Source organism: Photobacterium sp. DNB23_23_1 (assembly GCF_052873815.1).
In genome coordinates, this window is record NZ_JBNNXT010000015.1 from 13930 (window position 1) to 30389 (window position 16460).

Here is a 16460-nt window from a genome sequence, read left to right on the forward strand (position 1 = left end):
GGATAAGTAATTGACCTATGTATTACGCAGGAAAACTGATCAAATACTTATTTAGGTTGGGTTTTATAGCCAGATTTCTGAAATAGGCGTATCCGGTGTGAAGTGATAGGCAATCTGAGCTTGTAGTAACTCCGCAGTGGCGAGGGCGTCGGTCACTGCATGGTGAGGGGCGTAATCCGGAAGACTGTAACGCTGTCTTGAACGCGCAAGCCGTACTGACCCAGGTCGGTTGCCTTTTAAACGATTGATGAGCCCGCCGTTAAAGCGCTGTTGAACTGCCATCTCAATTGCCATGGTATCGACGACCGGGAAGTGTATGCCTTCTTCTAATCGGCTGATCAGAGCTTGATTCATAAATTCACGTTCGATTTTTTGATAATGAACCACCACAATTTTACCCGCTAGGGCATTGAGTACTCGCTCTAAGACTTTCAGTAGATCAGGGGCATTCTCTAAATCGGAGTCGGTAATGCCGTGGATGATCACCGATTCTTCGTTAAGAGGCCGATGAGGATTCACCATCCATTCTGCAGATTCTCGACACCGGATTCTCTGTAGAGTGAATGGCACGAGACCAATACTGATGATTTCGTCTTTTTTGGGATCAAGCCCCGTTGTTTCGAAATCTAGTGCGACGAAGGGCACTTCGCTAAGTGGGGTATCACCACTTATCATCGGTGTGGAGTAGAAGTTTTTTAGTCTTTCATCACGAGTCTTATCGAGAAGGGTCTGAAAAAACGTTGGCCAATCCGGTGTACTGCGTGTATTCAGTAGTTGTCGGTGTTGTTTGGGTTTGTTAAATGCCATGCTGCTTATCACCGACGGTTACCTTGGTAACGGAATTTAATGAAGTTCTGAGCATTGCTCAGAATTTGGAATGCTGCCTTAAGGTTACGGCGCTCAAAGTCAGACATATTTTCTGGCTCGATACTGTTATCAGCGTCAATCCCCGCTTCAATATCTAATGCCTGGTGACGGATACGAACCATGTAGATCAACTCCATAGCATCGCGTAAATCCTGTCCACGACCTTTAGGTAAAATACCTGCTTCTATTACATCGTCCAATCGCTCGAATGAGTTTTGTGAGCGGGAACCGACAGCAAGGGCATGAACACGGATCAGGTCAGCCAGCGGGGCAGTACCACGACGTTTGAGGTTGATAGAGTTATTGTGCCTGCCATCTTTTTCCATCACAAAGTCTTTGAAGAAACCTAACGGTGGTGTTCGGCTAATCGCATTACGGGCTAGACACGCCAAGAAGCGGTTATTTTTACGTGCTCGTCGAACAACGAAGCTATTTAATTGTTCCGCCCATTTCTCGCGACCACATACCCCAGATAGATCAAAGAAGATGGAGCTGTTAAGTAGGGCTTGTGGTTTAGGGTTATCAATCCACTCGGCAAAACATTCTTCCCATTGTGAGCGTGTTTTTCGCCATTCAGGATTGGTCGCCATGATATCGCCGGTACAGTAGCTATAACCGCATGCAGCAAGGCCGTCACAAACAAACTGGGCGAACTTCTCAAAGTATTCACCATGTAAGGCTTCATCGTAGCTATCATCGAGGATCAAGGCATTATCTTGGTCAGTCACAATCAGCTGCTCGTCCCTTGCCATCGAGCCCATAGCCATTAGGCAGAATGGGATTGGGGCTGGGCCAAGCTCTTCCAGAGCTAATTCGGCTAGACGTTGTTTGAAACTGCGGCCAATAACGGACAGTGCACTGCCAATCATATGGGCATTAGCGTCTTCATTAACCATACGGACGAAACAGTTCTTCACTTCTTCGGAGACGACTTGCAGCTCTTCAACAGATTGCTGTTGGAAAATAGTACTGACTAACAATAAGCTGTTTTGAGATTCATAACGGACGATATCAGTTAAGCCTATGATACCTATCGGGTGCTTGTTTCTTAACACCGGAAGGTGATGTACATTGTAGCGAAGCATAGTGAGCATGGCTTCAAAAACATACGCATTGTAATCAAGCGAAATCAACTCTGTACTCATGACTTCCGAGACCGGCGCTGAGGTATCTAAGCCCTTCGCGATGACTCGAGCGCAAAGATCACGATCAGTGATGATACCGACCAATGGGTCGTAATCATCATCGTCATCATTATCGCTTGGTTCAACAATTAGCATTGCTGAAATGTTTTCTTCCGCCATGGTGATTGCGGCAGTTTGAATACTCTCGTCTCGACTGGTTGTGACAGGATCGCGCGTCAGCAGGGTGCGAACCTTGGACGTGGTTAGGTCGTTTTCTTTCTCTTGGGTAGAAACGACATTGCGCAATCTTGCACTATCTTCTAACTCAACGAAATCAGCAAAGGTATCGTGTTCATCACACAATTTGTTGAAGATGTCCTCAGGAATACAATACACCAGAGTATCTTCGATGGCTCGGGCTGGCATCCTGATTTTATTGTTCATCAACAACCCCATTTGACCGAACAAATCACCTTCATCAATTCGGTTATACAGCTCACCCTTACGCCGGTATATCTCTACAGCCCCACTTCTGATGAGAAAGAGATCATGAATTTCGTCACCGAAATTCAAAATCATTGTGTCGGCACGGTAATATGCGACTTCAATGCTATGGGCTATTTCTTTTAATGACTCTTCCGGGAGTACCTTAAAAGGGGGGTATTGGCTGATAAAATTGAGAATTTCCAGCTGTTCGGCTTCCATCGTTTGATCCGTAATGCTTTTGGAGAATGGCTAATAGTATACCTAATTCAGCAAAGAATGCTTGTACCAGCAAGTTGCACCTCTCACTATATAATTGAAAAAGAAAGGGTTAGGAAACCATTTTTGCCTCTGGATAGAGTCAGCATATCGGTGTTCTTCACTAAACCATTACAAATAAAGCTAGCGTCTTGTGATCTTGATAGGTAATTTTGTATCCAATTAACGCCAAGGTGCTTGGTTGAGCAAGAAGAACCTGGAATATAGGAAGTGAAATGCATATTAGATACTGCGCGTTCGACCAACATGCACACGAGATGCTGGACATTTTTAATGACGCCATTTTGAATACGACGGCTCTTTATGAATATGAACCACGGACGATGGAAGTGATGGCGCTGTGGTTTGAGTCAAAAACTGAAGGTGACTATCCGGTAGTTGGGGCGTTTGATGATTCCGGTCGGCTAATGGGTTTTGCATCATTTGGTAAATTCAGAGAGCAACCGGCTTTTCAGTTTACTGTTGAACATAGTATTTATGTATCAAATGAGTCTCGTGGCAAAGGGGTTGCGATGGAGTTGATGAAAACCATCATCGTATTGGCTTCTCGCCAAGGTTATCGCTCATTAATTGGTGCGATAGATCTAGAAAATATTGCTAGTTTACGGCTACATCAAAAGTTTGGTTTTGAAGAAGTGGGCATTATTAAGAGTGCAGGCTATAAATTTGAACGCTGGTTAGACCTTGCATTTTATCAGTTAACGCTTGATTTATCGTTCGCGGATGCATGATTAAGTGTCAGGCCGATGTCAAAAATGAGCAAAAAGTGATCATGTGATTAGTTTGAAGCATTAAAACATTGTTTTTTGGTACAGTGATCGCCTTGTAATACAGTATACTGTTTATTTATCCAGTTAACGAGACAGTGGCAGTTACACACTAAGATTACAATGAATAATGTGGGTAAAAATACCTGGTAATTGGGTGATGGAACTGTCTTGTATATGTGATTACAGTGGCTAATTTCAACACACATCTTGGAACAGCCGCACTTACGAGTAGTTTGGCGGCTACAGCTCTGCTTTCAGCAGGGCACATTGTGCCGATCACAGCATTATGGTTAATGCTGTTAGGCACGATTGGCGGTCTGTTGCCGGATATTGATTCCGACAACTCGACGTCAATGAGCACTCTTTTCCGTTTCTTTGGTGGTTTGATCACTTTCAGTTTTGTCGGCCATATTTATCAGTTGGTGTCGATGCTGGAGTTGATCGTTTATAGCGGGTTCTGTTACTTAACCATCCGCTATAATTTTAAGTCATCGTTAGAAAAAATCACGATCCACCGAGGTTGTTGTCATTCATTGGCTTTTATTGCTGTTGCAGGACTATTCACTGTTTGGCTAGTCTTCCTGCTCGGATACAGTGATATCACTGCTTGGTTATCCGGCGTCTTTATTTTTTTTGGTGGTGTTGTGCATCTTTCGCTCGACGAACTTTACAGCGTTGATTTGGCAAATCGTCGACTCAAATTATCATTTGGCTCTGCGATGAAAGTGTTCTCACCAAAAAATCCATTTATTAGTGCATTCCAGTGCTTGCTGATAGCAATTTTGTACCTTCATGGGCCATCGTTTGACAATACCTTGAAGCAAGTCAGTAACTGGAGTGAATTCCGGTTTAAACCTGAATGGCTTAATAGAGATGAAGTCATGCAGTTTTTTGATGAGGTTATCACTTCAACAAAAAATGCAATGGATCAAAACTCTAAGCAGGGGTAATAAATTGGCGGTGTATAAACACCGCCTTTATTAATGGGGTAGGGGGATGAATTATTGACGTTTTGCCGTCAATAATTTAACGGCATGATCGTGTTGATAAAAATCAAAATAGCAGTGCTGATTCATGGTAAAGTTACATTCCTATTACGATTTTCTTATTTATACTCATGCATTTTACTCTCAATAATATTTCTGTTCGGAAGCAGGTGCTCGTTCCTGTCTTGTTAATATGCGTTATTATGGCGATCGCTTTTGCTTTCGTAACCAAAGAATCCCGCTCTCAGCGTGCTCAGGCTAATGAAACGACTGTTTCGGCTTTAGCGCAAAAAACGCTGTCCCAGCAGATACTTGAAAATAGTTTTAATGCACGAGTTAGTGCTATTTATGCACTCTATGACTCCTCAGCATTCCAGAACTTGGATATTGCTGTGAACCAAGAATTTGATCAAAGCAGAGTATTACTTAATCAGCTATCTCAAACCGCAGCACTTATTAGCCATGTCAATTTAGTTAAAGACAAAATGGCAAACTATGAGCGATTTTTGAACAATGATTTAAAGCCATTCGTTGCTCGTAAAAATAGCATTGGTGTTACGCTTCAAGAGTCAGAAATGCTCGCTGCCAACTTTAGAGTGATAGGGAATGAGTTGATTCAATCATCTGACGATTTGACCGAGGCCATTGACCAATATGTTGCAGAAGAAATTTCAGCTGTCGAAGTAGAATATCGTCAAATGATGCAAGGTGTTATGCTCATTATGGCTGTAATGGTAGTGAGTGGTCTGGTGATTGCGTGGATAGTATCTGGCCGTATGGTTAAGCCTATTATGGCTGTTCGAGAGACCTTGAAACAGTTATCCCAAGGCAACTTAACTGGACGGGTTCAGGTTTCTGGTTCCAATGAAATTTCTGAACTGAGCAGTGACCTAAATAACACTCTGGATAAGATGCAAGATACCATTTTCCATCTGAATCGCATCAGTGAAGAAGTTGCAGCGGCATCCACGGAATTGGCTGAGGTGATGAATAGTGCTCAAGCCAATGCCCAGCAAGAGCTGGCCGAAATTGAACAGGTTGCCTCTGCAGTCAACGAGCTCTCAAGCACTGCTGATAATGTAAGCGGTAATGCACAAGATGCCGACACCTGTGCGAAGCAGAGCCAGAAGATGGTGAATGAAGGTCGTAATGTTTTCACCCAAAGTGAGCTGTCTAATCGGGAGACATCAGGAAAAATGTCTGAAGCTGCTGATGTGGTGATGCATCTTCGAGAACAATCTGCTCAGGTCAGCAAGGTGATTGAAGTGATCCAGGCTATCTCCGAGCAGACCAACTTGCTGGCATTGAATGCAGCGATTGAGGCGGCACGTGCTGGTGAATCTGGTCGTGGCTTTGCTGTTGTGGCTGATGAAGTTCGTATGCTGGCTGCACGCACGCAAAAGTCTACTCAAGAAATTCAGGCGATCATTGAAGACCTTCAGCGCCAGTCAGCCACAGCCAATGATGATATGCAGCAGTCGTTGCTGATGTTGAAAGAGTCAGAAGAACTAACCGGTTTAGCCAATGAAGTGTTTGAAGGCGTCACTGATGCTATTACATCTATCGGTGATATGAATACTGAAGTAGCGACCGCGGCAGAGCAACAGTCGATGGTGACACAAGACATCAATAAAAACGTAGTGAATATGTCTGAGCTCGTTAATCAAAACGTAGTCGGTATCAGTCAAAGTGCCAGTGCAAGTGAAGAGCTATCACAATTGGCAGAGCAACAACGTAAGCAGTTGTCGTTTTTCCGGTATTAATTCGCTCGGTCTAACACTGAAAATATAAGGAAGCTTCGGCTTCCTTTTATTGTTCTAAGCGTTATGCAGTCGCTGTTTTTGGTGGAGATTTGAGTATACTAACCACTGCTTTTACAGTGTAATAACCACATAGCACAGTAAAGGTGATGGCGCTTAAGGATTCACCGTAATGAACCGATGCGTCAATAAAGTCGAATACATCACCGCCGAAGTTTTTCACATGCTCCCAAGCCCACTGGTACACAAAATATAACTTGGTGAGGGTAATAAATACTAAGTAAGCTTTACCATAGGGTGTCGTTAGAAAATACTTAATTTTATTCCAAATACTTTTCACTTTATCGTCGCCTCGTTGTTTATTGGACGAGTTGAAGTGTATAAAAAACGAACGGAAATGATTTATCAATTCGCGCCAGCAATAAGAGAAATCATATCAATCTGAGATTAAGTTTTTGGACGAAAAGGCTTAATTTTTATGTGCTGTGATTATTTTTTCATACGAAGCGACTTGATCCTTGCCATGACGTTTGGCATGAGAGAGTGCTTGATCAGCTTGATGCAATACAGCTGAAGGAGAAATAACATCACCCCAAAGGGTGTTGACTCCAATGCTGATAGTGAAGTTAATCGTTCCATCTGGCATGTCTATGTGGCTTTTACTCACGCGCCGACGTAAGCGCTCTGCTAAAAGCAGGGCAAATTGGTGGGAGGTATGGGGAAGCAGAATGATGAACTCCTCTCCGCCCCAGCGACCAATAAAATCAGATTGGCGGATGCTGGATTTACAGCAATCTGCGAAGGTACGAATAACGTCATCGCCAGCCTGGTGGCCATAGGCGTCATTAATGAGCTTAAAGTCATCAATGTCGATGTAAAGACATGATATGGGATAGCCTATCTTCTGTGCTTTAGTTAGCTCGTTACTGAGTATGGTTTCAAAACGGTTCCGGTTGGTTAAACCTGAGAGGGAGTCAATAGAGGCCTGTTGCTCCAGTTGATAAAAGTCGTTGTACTTCTCTGTAATATCAATAATAGCCAGTTGGATTGCTGTTTCACCTTGCCATTGAACAATGGACTCTGCAACTAACACATGGGCGACTTTGCCCGAGGGTTTAGTAACCTTGAAGGTTTGTACCCTTGGTCTTACCGACCCTTCCATTAACCGATGATGATGGGCTAAGGCTTGTTCAGGGTTTACATCCACAATCAAACTTAGCAAGTTAGGCAATGACATTTTGTCTGGAACCTTACCTACGCCAATGATGTTGCATAGGTTTTCATCCATATAGAGAATTTTGAATTCGTCGTGGATCAGTATGCCAAAGTCAGAAGCAAACGTATTATCAGGATCAAGCTGTATCTTTGGAAATTCAATCATCTAAGTTGCTACTATACCGATTACATCCATGGTATGACCTAAATGGGCCAATCACTACTTTAATAAAATCATCAATAGAAACAATATGTGATATCGATTCCAAAAGTTCAAGTTAAATTACATTTTATAGGCAAGTTAGTTCAGATAATCAGAGCTTAATCATCTTTTGTCTATGTGGAAATTGAATAATTGCGAAAATTGCTCGCTGGCGTGAATTGATAAGAATTATAAGCATTAAAATTTACAATGCAGGCATTGAAGTTAATAACTAATTGTATGTCTACAATGAGGTTGTAATGAGCAAGCAAAGTAAAGTATCAGCAGAGCACACTGAATTAAAATCAGGAAAAAATCTTGCGGTTATAGAAGAAAGCACAATGGAAACCAGTAAGCCAAAAGCTAGTGATCCACGGCGTGCCACGCTTCTTGTCTTACTGCTATGCGCAGGGTTATTCCTTTTCTATTTGATCTCTGACCGGCTGATCCCCACGACAGACATGGCGAGGGTACGAGCAAACGTTGTACCCCTTGCTCCTTTGGTCAGTGGCCCAGTAACCAAAGTGTTTGTTGAGCCTAACGATATTGTTGAGGCTGGCCAGCCGCTGATTGAGCTTGATAAAACCGATTACACGATTGCTCTCAAGCAAGCGGAAGAGAACTTAGAAAAAGCAGGAAAGGAAGTTGGAGTACAAACGGCTTCGGTTGAATCAGCACAAGCACAGCTAAGTGATGCTATTGCTAATCAACAGAATGCTCGAAGCCAGGCGAACCGAATATTTGCGATGGTTAAAAAAGGCATTGTGACTCAAGCGGATGCTGACAAAACCCATGCAGCTTTGGCACAAGCAAGTGCACGAGTTGATCAAGCGAGAGCCTCTGTTGATCAGGCCAAAAAGCAATTGGGTGCAATAGGTGATGAAAATACCGAGATTCAAGCTGCGATTCTTGCACTACAAAAGGCTCAATTGGACTTGGAACGAACGGTTATCCGTGCACCATCTCCTGGCGTAGTGACAAACTTTACCTTGGATGAAGGTATCTTTGCTAACAAAGGTCAGCCTTTGATGACGTTTGTCTCAGGTGATGAAAGTTGGGTTGAGGCGTATTACCGTGAAAACAGTTTAGGCAATGTTAAACCGGGTGATAAAGTGGAAATAGCTCTCGATAATGTACCGGGCGAAGTGTATTCAGGTGAGGTAACCAGTATTGATTATGGTGTGGATTGGGGACAGACCCAGCAAACGGGCCAGCTTGCTAACGTAGCGAATCAGTCGGGTTGGTTGCGTCAAACCCAGCGATTTCCTGTGATGATCCGTTTTGATCAGGCAATGCCTAAGGGCAGCTTGAGGGTGGGGGGGCAAGCCGACATTATGATGTATACCGAAGATAGCTCCGTAATGAATGTGTTTGGCAAAGTGTGGATCAGAGTGATCACTTGGTTTTCTTATATTCGCTAATATCAGCAGAGGTGAGAGTGATGCGCTCAGAGCTCAAGCAAAATATTCTTCGTTATGTCGTAGGCGTTATGTTGTCGTTGCTCCTTGCTTATAGCTTAAACTGGACTCTGGCATACGTTATGCCTGTATTTGTAGCCAAGTTGCTGGTCGACAAACCTGTAGCGGATAGGCAGGTTATGACTGAGCTAGGGGGATCCATGGTGGTTACCGTATTGATTGCCTTAACGGTGACTAATGGTTTGGCTCAATATCCACTTATCATGTTGGCGTTGGTGGGAGTGATGATGCTATGGGCTTACTACTTGTTCCAAGATCCTAACTGGAATTTCTTCGCGACGATGCTAATGATTTCAGCTCTGTTATTACCCTACCTGGGTTTAATGCAGCCTATTATTGCTTTGCAGGTAGGTAAAGCCTTAATGATTGCGGGTGGAGGGGCGGTGGTTGTTTATGGCTTGATGCACTGGCTTATTCCAACATCGACTCGTGGGGCTTCATTGGAAGAGAATGTGAAGTCGGCGGATGCTAAAACATCAGAGGATGTACGGATAGAAAAGCAAAAGAGAATGGAGGAGTCATACAAAGCGTTGTTGATTAGTTTTCCTGTCATCGCATTTTGCTACTTTTACCAGATGACAGGGGCGATTCTCACCATGATGTTTGTCGGAATTTTGTCGCTACAGATAACCGCCCCAAAGAGTGTCAAGATCAGTGTGTTTTTATTAATGACGAATACTATTGGTGGTTTACTGGCTATCATCGCTTATGAACTGCTAGTGACCGTACCATGGTTCCCCTTTTTGGCTGCCATGATGACCTTCTTTACTTTGAGATTTGCCAATAAGATCTATCATGATCCTGTGAAAGCACCCATTTATGCTAGTGTGTTTTCGGCGCTAATGGTTATTTTCGGCGCTGTTGTCGCCAGTGATAGCAAGTTGATAGATGTGAACTTCTATACCCGTATTTGGCAGTTGATATTAATGGGGGGGTATATGATAGGTGCAGCGACCTTGCTCGAAAATATTTTCGTACATAATCGACCACTCGCATCTCAATCCATGCCTGTCGCGTCGATTTAGCTGACAAACTGCTTACGGCAGTCTTCATCTGCTCAAGGGCATCACCGAGTCTATTGGGCTTATTCAGATAAGTGAGCATTTTAGAGGAATGAAGTTTTCTCTAATAGCAGTACTTAGTATCTCACCATAAAATGTGAAATCAGCGCAATGATAGTGCTGGCATTAACAGTCATTATCAGTGGAACCAACTGACCTTGCTGTATCTGTTCACCTATCACCGTACCACTACACACAGAGTATTAATTTTACTGGTGTTATCTAGTATAGGTGCCTTGAGGAGGGAATTTCTAGATCTAGGCTGGCGGATTGGGGAGCAGTTGTTAGGAAGCTAATAATTTATAATTATTGATAATTAGATTGTAAACTAGAGCTGATCATTAACGTCTTCGTTTACTAGGTTTTCCTCGAAATAAGATTGTGCTTGTTCAAGTTCTTCCATTAAGAAATGAATGTCTTCATGGCTGCCAGTTTTAATGGCTTCTCGCAATTTATTTATACATTGTATAAGTTGCTCTTTTGCCGACTGCTTGGCGAAAATGCTTCGTAATTTGTCCGCTTGATCCATAAATCAACCTTATATAAACATGTTAAGATCAGTACGTTTGCGGATACCTGTTTACTGCAACGTCTTAAGTAAAGCTATTGTTATTTTATGAAAATCATAGCATATACTTGTGAGGTTGCATTAAATATGACGTGACTGGCGTCACGAAAATCTGATTAAAAATGCTGAATTGGGATATTAATCACCTGTATGTTGCCAGTGTATGTTTGCCGGTGTGTTCTGCTTAAGGTTGGTAAAGGTAAGGGAATGCGGTGTGTATGATAAAATTTAAAGCCGAAATCTTTGATAACGTAGTCAGCTTGAGCCGTTTATTGAAAATCAATTTCGCAGAAGCCACCAATGGCGGATTGGTGGCATACAAATTCTACCGCTGTAGTTTAATCCTAATGGTTTAAACCACAGCGCTTTTTATCTTAGTGAAGTGGCTTTTGGGGACCATTGCGGACAAGATCTTTGCCGTTTTCATATACATCGTCAGTTACCCAGCGGCCAAGCAGAAGTTGGTGCTTATCATCAAGAACAGCAACAAAGTGGCGACCATCTGCATTGTTGGTTGCTAAAGCAATGCCAGCAACATTTGTTAGGCCCAGTCCACCATTTTCTACTGAAAGCAGAAATGCTTCTAGTTCGTCTAGGTTGGTGATTACATCATCTTCATTGATCATAATTTCATCTTATTCGTGCTGTTGTTCTTTTATTATCAGCAAAGTGTAGGCTGATTGCCATCACCTTTTATCTAAAAGAGCAACGTTGTTTTAAGGTTAGTTATCTTAACGTCAAGGTCTAAGACTCGACATCTCAAACGAGCTCATATAGCCGTGTGCGGTATATTACAGTGGTTAACGAAAAAATTGAATTCTTGCCGATTCAGTTGCTTAATAAAAATGCGAACGATAAAAACCATCAGTTTTCTTGCTTACCATTGCCCTTGCTGTGTTGGGTGAATCCTGTACATTTATAACCAAGCTATTCTCGTTGAGGGAAGCAACATTCAGTTACTTGGGTATATTAACGAGTTATAAGAAAGGGACAGGAGAGCAAAAGGAATGGATCAGAAAATCTATGCCGTTATCGGAACCGGTGCGATTGGTGGATATTACGGTGCGAGGCTGCATCATGGTGGCCACGATGTACACTTCTTGCTTAATAGCGATTATCAATTTGTTCGCCAGCATGGCTTGAAGGTTGACTCTCATTACGGCGACTATTCAATACCAGCCGATGCTATCAAGGCGTATAACGCCAGTGAAGAAATGCCAAAAGCTGATGTTGTGATTGTTGCTCTGAAAACCACTCAAAACCATCAGCTTGAGACCTTGATTCGTCCCTTACTTACACCAAACACACTTGTTCTTCTACTACAAAATGGTATTGGTGGCGAACAGGCGCTTACCAGACTGTTAAATATTGAATATACCGCTGGTGGGTTGTGTTTTATCTGCTCGAACAAAGTCGGGCCGGGTCATATTCACCATATCGATTACGGGCGGCTAACATTGGGCGTATACGGTGAGTTGGGTATGCCTGCATTAACGAGTGTTGCCAACGACTTTCACAACTGTGGGGTTGAGGTCGATGTTGAAAATAGCATTCTAGATGCCCGCTGGAAAAAACTACTGTGGAATGTCCCTTATAATGGACTATCAGCGGTACTAGATACCGATACGGCACAAATCATGGCTTGCGGTGAAACGGTTTCACTGGTTAAAGCCATCATGAAAGAGGTGTGTATTGCTGCGAAAGCCACAGGCTCAACTCTTGATTCAAGCCTAATCGATATCATGTTGAACAATACTGCCCAAATGAAACCCTATTTGACCAGTATGTTATTGGACAGACGCAATGGTCGCGAGATGGAATTACAGTATATGTATAAAAATGTATTGGATATGGCGGCAGAGCAGGGGGTTGATATGCCAAGGACGGAAGCGTTGTATCAACAACTGAGCTTCGTTAATCGATCGGTGGCAAATGAATGACAGCCAAGCCGGTTTTTCTCCGTTGAGACGGCAAGTAAGTGTCTCTGGTCTCTATAAAATGATCGGATGGACTGATAGACTGCGCATCCATTTTTCTATCCTGACAGTTAATGCCCATGACTTTTGCTTCATTGCAATTAAATAAGATGATGTTGAGCGCATTGCCAAGCCAACTGACCACTCCGACTGACATACAGCGACTCGCCATCCCTGCCGTTATTCAAGGGAAAGATGTGTTGGCGTTGGCGCAAACGGGAAGTGGCAAAACGTTTGCTTTTGGTTTGCCGATGTTGCAGAAGATTGATGCTGGGAAAAACGAGATCCAAAGTTTAATTCTGGTACCAACGCGCGAGTTAGCCTCACAGGTGACCACCTCTCTGCAGGAAGTGGCCAGTAAGCTAGGCATTAAAGTGGTCATGTTAAGTGGTGGTGTTTCTCCTGACACTCAACAAACCGAATTAGAACGGGGGACTCACGTACTCGTTGCCACTCCTGGTCGTTTACTGGACTTTATTAACAAAGAGTTTGTGTCGCTACAGCTGTTGAAGCTATTGGTACTTGATGAGGCTGATAGACTGTTAGAAATGGGTTTTTGGCCTGATGTTCAGAAGATAATCTCTTTTGCTCCTGCCGCAAGACAAACGCTGTTGTTTTCTGCAACCTTACCAGAGTCACTTGAAGCGGCTGCGGTAGGGCTAATGTATATGCCTGAACGTATTGTTGCCAATTCCAAAAACAGTGTGGTCGAAGACATCAAAGAGCAGCTCTATTTAGTTAACAAGGGCAGTAAACCTCAAGCGTTGATTGCCTTGTTGAAGCAAAACGACTGGCAGCAAGTACTTGTCTTTGTGAGCGAAAAGAAAGCTGCAGATACGCTAGCAAAACGTCTGACTAAAGCCGGTATTAGCGTTGCGGCACTGCATGGTGATAAAGAGCAGTCTGATCGTGAACAGACCTTAGCTGATTTTAAATCGCTTAACACTCGAGTGTTAATCACAACCGATCTGCTTTCCCGTGGTATTCATGTTGATGCGTTGCCTGTGGTGATCAATGCTGATCTTCCAGAGAATGCTCCAGTCTATGTTCACCGAGTTGGCAGGACTGCTCGAGCGGGCCAAAATGGTTTAGCCATTTCATTAGTTTGTCATGGCGAAGCCGAGGCGTTGAAGTCTATTCGACAACTAACAGGTCGCTCGATGAAGACCGTTGATCTGGAAGGGTTCCCTGTGACGGATAAACCTGCCGAACAGACAACAAATACCGAGCGAAAACGACCACCACGCGATAAAAAAGCTAACCGCCGTAGTCAGGCTAAGAAAAGCATTAAGCAGTTTAAGCCAAAACGCAAAGCGAGTGAGTAGACCGTTTAGAATAGAGCAAAGAGCAACTTCGGTTGCTCTTTTTTCTTTTTAGCGTGTTATTAAGTCTACACTTTTGATGGTTGAGGTTATTCATTAAAAGGATGTTGCATGAAAGGAATACTGTTTACGGTTTGTGTATTGTTGCTTCCATTTAGTTCAAGTGCTTTGGCTGACTCATATGTTCGTTACGCTTTTCAAAACCACGTCAAGTATGGTTTGGTAAAAGGTGACTCTATTCAGCCTCTAAAAGGTTCGATATTTGATGATAATATACCCGATGGAGAGGTTGTAAATCGTAGCCAAGTTAAGATATTACTCCCCACGGTTCCCGAGAAAGTGTTTGCAGTAGGAATGAACTTCGCGAGCCATATTTCGTCCGATTATGATTCCCCACCACCTTTATTTTTGAAGCTACCGTCCTCACTTATTGCTACCGGCGAGTCTATTGTTTTTCCAAATGATGCGTCCAATGTGCATTTTGAAGGAGAGTTGGTATTGGTTATCGGCAAGGAACTAAAAGGTGCGTCAGAAGCAGATGCCAGTGATGCTATCTTCGGAGTGCTTGCTGGTAATGACCTGACTGAGCGTAATTGGCAAGGACAAGATTTGCAGTGGATGAGAGCTAAAGCTAGCGATGGTTTTGGGCCGATTAGTGGCGAAATCGTTACTGGGGTCGACTATAACAATGTCGTGCTAACAACCCGCTTGAACGGTGAAATTGTCCAGCAGGAAAGCACGAAGAATATGATTCATAAACCAGCGAAAGTGGTTAGTTATCTTAGCCATTACTTTACCCTTAAGCCCGGAGACTTGGTTTTCATGGGAACGCCCGGTAGAACTAAAGCGCTAAGAAAAGGCGATGTAGTCTCGGTCGCTATTGAAGGGGTTGGAAAGGTGGTGAACAAAGTCGAATAGATTTATCGTTCAGGTAATACCAGCGTTCTTATTGCTTTTGTGCTCTTTGTAATTAGATAATCCGTTCGAGAACTCAGGAGACTGGAATGGAACAAATTTATTTTGCTGGTGGCTGCCTTTGGGGCGTTCAAGAATTTATGAAGCACTTACCCGGAGTGATAACTACCGAAGCCGGTCGTGCCAATGGGACAGCCGATACGACCCAAAGCGATTACGATGGCTACGCCGAGTGTGTTTTGATTCAATTTAATGCTGAAGCCGTGACAGTTAAGCAATTGATGGCATTTTTCTTTGAGATCATTGACCCATACAGCGTCAATAAACAGGGTGAAGATGTAGGGAAAAAGTACCGTACTGGCGTGTATAGCAAGGACCCATCACATCTTGTTCAGGTCCGAGAATATATCGACTCGCGTAAGGATAGAGAGCGTATCGTTGTTGAGGTCATGCCGCTAACAAATTACGTTAAGAGTGATGAAGAGCACCAAGACAGACTAACGCATTTTCCTAATGATTACTGCCATATTCCGTTAGATCTGTTGCACAAGTACAAGCAATCCAACTGAATATATTGAAAAACCCGAATTGAACCTATTGATGCTTATAAGTTCTAATTCGGGCTTTTTAAGTGCTAATTGCGACTTATTGAACTTGTTACCAAAGAATCTTTGCAAAGATTTATCGTAAAGATTATTCGTAAAGATCCAGTTCATTGTGGATCAGTACCACACACTGTGATGCGAAAATCATCTTTGGCCCAAGGCTAATCTTTTGTGTACCAAGGCGCTCCAGGCTCTTATAGGTTTTCTTCGGCATTGGGATATGATCGGTCAACAAGAAACAAGAGTTACCGCTGAACTCTTGTTCGCGAATCGATGTGCCTTTCTTGTCCATCATATAAAGTTGGTAATCTTCAGCGAGTTCTTTTACTAACTTTTCGAAGCTTTTGGTTTGAACGGTGATCCCCGGTTCAACTTGTCTCTCTTGCTCTTTGGTCATGCCACGTGAAGCGTCCAATGCTTTGGCAACCTTGGCGAGCAAGGCTTGCTCATGGAAGCCACCAATATTGGTCATCACATTGGCAACAAAAGTCACTGTTCGAGAGAAGTCCTGCGTACTTTCCAATACCAAGTGTACGATGACATCTTCGCGGTGCGATTGCGCGACAAAGATAGAATTCATTAGGGTGTGGGCCAAAATTTCGGTATGAGCTTCTTGGCCAACTGAAGCCAGTAGTTGCTGGCTGTCGGTAGGAGCGGATCTGGCTCGTAATACAAAGGCGCGCATTGAAGGGGGTCCTACTGATTAAATTACTTTTGAATCAATGTTCTGTTGTATACAGACTTATTGTCGGGATACAGAGGTCAAGATTATCGCACCTTTGTTGTAGTATGTAACTGAAATAATGCGTATGAATAGCCTTCGAAACAGCAACTAATGATAAAAAGGCC

General features: G+C 43.2%; 17 protein-coding genes. 10 read left to right on the forward strand and 7 right to left on the reverse strand.

The window, feature by feature from the left end:
- Nucleotides 1–63: 63 nt before the first annotated feature.
- Together ACVA53_RS11460 and ACVA53_RS11465 are read right to left on the reverse strand one after the other, a co-directional pair.
- Complete coding sequence (locus ACVA53_RS11460; protein ID WP_255044575.1) at nt 64–807, reverse strand: 3'-5' exonuclease; 744 nt, start codon at nt 805–807, stop codon at nt 64–66.
- An 8-nt stretch (nt 808–815) separates the two neighbouring features.
- Entirely contained in the window at nt 816–2696 is a 1881-nt protein-coding gene (locus ACVA53_RS11465; protein WP_255044574.1) for a DUF294 nucleotidyltransferase-like domain-containing protein, read from the reverse strand.
- 314 nt (nt 2697–3010) lie between these two features.
- Between ACVA53_RS11465 and ACVA53_RS11470 the strand changes: the two genes are divergently transcribed.
- The 3 genes from ACVA53_RS11470 to ACVA53_RS11480 all read left to right on the forward strand — a co-directional run bounded on the left by ACVA53_RS11470 (nt 3011) and on the right by ACVA53_RS11480 (nt 6272).
- Complete coding sequence (locus tag ACVA53_RS11470) at nt 3011–3484, forward strand: N-acetyltransferase family protein (RefSeq protein WP_446505173.1); 474 nt, start codon at nt 3011–3013, stop codon at nt 3482–3484.
- Between the two features lie 224 nt (nt 3485–3708).
- On the forward strand, nt 3709–4473 hold the full coding sequence (locus ACVA53_RS11475; RefSeq protein WP_255044572.1) for a metal-dependent hydrolase: 765 nt from the start codon (nt 3709–3711) through the stop codon (nt 4471–4473).
- A gap of 239 nt (nt 4474–4712) precedes the next feature.
- Nucleotides 4713–6272 (forward strand): methyl-accepting chemotaxis protein, encoded by a 1560-nt coding sequence (locus ACVA53_RS11480; protein WP_446505174.1) that lies wholly within the window; start codon nt 4713–4715, stop codon nt 6270–6272.
- Nucleotides 6273–6333: 61 nt separating this feature from the next.
- Here the strand turns inward: ACVA53_RS11480 and ACVA53_RS11485 are convergent, their stop codons facing one another.
- Together ACVA53_RS11485 and ACVA53_RS11490 are read right to left on the reverse strand one after the other, a co-directional pair.
- On the reverse strand, nt 6334–6609 hold the full coding sequence (locus tag ACVA53_RS11485) for a hypothetical protein (RefSeq protein WP_446505175.1): 276 nt from the start codon (nt 6607–6609) through the stop codon (nt 6334–6336).
- Between the two features lie 129 nt (nt 6610–6738).
- Nucleotides 6739–7650, reverse strand: coding sequence for a GGDEF domain-containing protein (locus tag ACVA53_RS11490; protein WP_255040428.1), 912 nt, complete (start codon nt 7648–7650; stop codon nt 6739–6741).
- Nucleotides 7651–7946: 296 nt separating this feature from the next.
- On the opposite strand from ACVA53_RS11490, the gene ACVA53_RS11495 reads away from it, so the two are divergent.
- Nucleotides 7947–9107 carry an HlyD family secretion protein gene (locus ACVA53_RS11495; protein ID WP_309243476.1) on the forward strand — a complete coding sequence of 387 codons (1161 nt, stop codon included), beginning with the start codon at nt 7947–7949 and terminating at the stop codon, nt 9105–9107.
- A gap of 20 nt (nt 9108–9127) precedes the next feature.
- Entirely contained in the window at nt 9128–10189 is a 1062-nt protein-coding gene (locus tag ACVA53_RS11500; RefSeq protein WP_255040429.1) for a DUF2955 domain-containing protein, read from the forward strand.
- A 364-nt stretch (nt 10190–10553) separates the two neighbouring features.
- Here ACVA53_RS11500 and ACVA53_RS11505 read toward each other — a convergent pair whose 3' ends face one another.
- On the reverse strand, nt 10554–10754 hold the full coding sequence (locus tag ACVA53_RS11505) for a hypothetical protein (protein WP_255040430.1): 201 nt from the start codon (nt 10752–10754) through the stop codon (nt 10554–10556).
- Between the two features lie 257 nt (nt 10755–11011).
- Between ACVA53_RS11505 and ACVA53_RS11510 the strand changes: the two genes are divergently transcribed.
- A complete protein-coding gene (locus tag ACVA53_RS11510) occupies nt 11012–11149 on the forward strand; it encodes a hypothetical protein (RefSeq protein WP_274125034.1) in 138 nt (45 codons plus the stop codon).
- A gap of 18 nt (nt 11150–11167) precedes the next feature.
- On the opposite strand, the gene ACVA53_RS11515 is transcribed toward ACVA53_RS11510, so the two are convergent.
- Entirely contained in the window at nt 11168–11419 is a 252-nt protein-coding gene (locus ACVA53_RS11515) for a hypothetical protein (protein ID WP_255040431.1), read from the reverse strand.
- A 381-nt stretch (nt 11420–11800) separates the two neighbouring features.
- Here ACVA53_RS11515 and ACVA53_RS11520 point away from each other — a divergent pair, with 381 nt between their 5' ends.
- The 4 genes from ACVA53_RS11520 to ACVA53_RS11535 all read left to right on the forward strand — a co-directional run bounded on the left by ACVA53_RS11520 (nt 11801) and on the right by ACVA53_RS11535 (nt 15575).
- Complete coding sequence (locus tag ACVA53_RS11520; protein WP_255040432.1) at nt 11801–12733, forward strand: putative 2-dehydropantoate 2-reductase; 933 nt, start codon at nt 11801–11803, stop codon at nt 12731–12733.
- A 116-nt stretch (nt 12734–12849) separates the two neighbouring features.
- On the forward strand, nt 12850–14094 hold the full coding sequence (locus tag ACVA53_RS11525) for a DEAD/DEAH box helicase (protein WP_255040433.1): 1245 nt from the start codon (nt 12850–12852) through the stop codon (nt 14092–14094).
- 108 nt (nt 14095–14202) lie between these two features.
- Complete coding sequence (locus ACVA53_RS11530) at nt 14203–15009, forward strand: fumarylacetoacetate hydrolase family protein (RefSeq protein ID WP_446505176.1); 807 nt, start codon at nt 14203–14205, stop codon at nt 15007–15009.
- 86 nt (nt 15010–15095) lie between these two features.
- Nucleotides 15096–15575: a peptide-methionine (S)-S-oxide reductase gene (locus tag ACVA53_RS11535; protein ID WP_255040435.1), complete on the forward strand. Its 480-nt coding sequence runs from the start codon at nt 15096–15098 to the stop codon at nt 15573–15575.
- 124 nt (nt 15576–15699) lie between these two features.
- On the opposite strand, the gene trmY is transcribed toward ACVA53_RS11535, so the two are convergent.
- Nucleotides 15700–16296, reverse strand: a complete 597-nt coding sequence (gene trmY, locus ACVA53_RS11540; protein ID WP_446505177.1) for a tRNA (pseudouridine(54)-N(1))-methyltransferase TrmY — start codon at nt 16294–16296, stop codon at nt 15700–15702.
- Nucleotides 16297–16460 lie beyond the last annotated feature (164 nt).

What these genes read in the sequence shown, in the direction of transcription:
- ACVA53_RS11460 (WP_255044575.1), bottom strand. Translation starts at nt 807, where the DNA reads ATGGCATTTAACAAACCCAAACAACACCGACAACTACTGAATACACGC.
- ACVA53_RS11465 (WP_255044574.1), bottom strand. Translation starts at nt 2,696, where the DNA reads ATGGAAGCCGAACAGCTGGAAATTCTCAATTTTATCAGCCAATACCCC.
- ACVA53_RS11470 (WP_446505173.1), top strand. Translation starts at nt 3,011, where the DNA reads ATGCTGGACATTTTTAATGACGCCATTTTGAATACGACGGCTCTTTAT.
- ACVA53_RS11480 (WP_446505174.1), top strand. Translation starts at nt 4,713, where the DNA reads ATGGCGATCGCTTTTGCTTTCGTAACCAAAGAATCCCGCTCTCAGCGT.
- ACVA53_RS11490 (WP_255040428.1), bottom strand. Translation starts at nt 7,650, where the DNA reads ATGATTGAATTTCCAAAGATACAGCTTGATCCTGATAATACGTTTGCT.
- ACVA53_RS11495 (WP_309243476.1), top strand. Translation starts at nt 7,947, where the DNA reads ATGAGCAAGCAAAGTAAAGTATCAGCAGAGCACACTGAATTAAAATCA.
- ACVA53_RS11500 (WP_255040429.1), top strand. Translation starts at nt 9,128, where the DNA reads ATGCGCTCAGAGCTCAAGCAAAATATTCTTCGTTATGTCGTAGGCGTT.
- ACVA53_RS11505 (WP_255040430.1), bottom strand. Translation starts at nt 10,754, where the DNA reads ATGGATCAAGCGGACAAATTACGAAGCATTTTCGCCAAGCAGTCGGCA.
- ACVA53_RS11510 (WP_274125034.1), top strand. Translation starts at nt 11,012, where the DNA reads ATGATAAAATTTAAAGCCGAAATCTTTGATAACGTAGTCAGCTTGAGC.
- ACVA53_RS11515 (WP_255040431.1), bottom strand. Translation starts at nt 11,419, where the DNA reads ATGATCAATGAAGATGATGTAATCACCAACCTAGACGAACTAGAAGCA.
- ACVA53_RS11520 (WP_255040432.1), top strand. Translation starts at nt 11,801, where the DNA reads ATGGATCAGAAAATCTATGCCGTTATCGGAACCGGTGCGATTGGTGGA.
- ACVA53_RS11525 (WP_255040433.1), top strand. Translation starts at nt 12,850, where the DNA reads ATGACTTTTGCTTCATTGCAATTAAATAAGATGATGTTGAGCGCATTG.
- ACVA53_RS11530 (WP_446505176.1), top strand. Translation starts at nt 14,203, where the DNA reads ATGAAAGGAATACTGTTTACGGTTTGTGTATTGTTGCTTCCATTTAGT.
- ACVA53_RS11535 (WP_255040435.1), top strand. Translation starts at nt 15,096, where the DNA reads ATGGAACAAATTTATTTTGCTGGTGGCTGCCTTTGGGGCGTTCAAGAA.
- trmY (WP_446505177.1), bottom strand. Translation starts at nt 16,296, where the DNA reads ATGCGCGCCTTTGTATTACGAGCCAGATCCGCTCCTACCGACAGCCAG.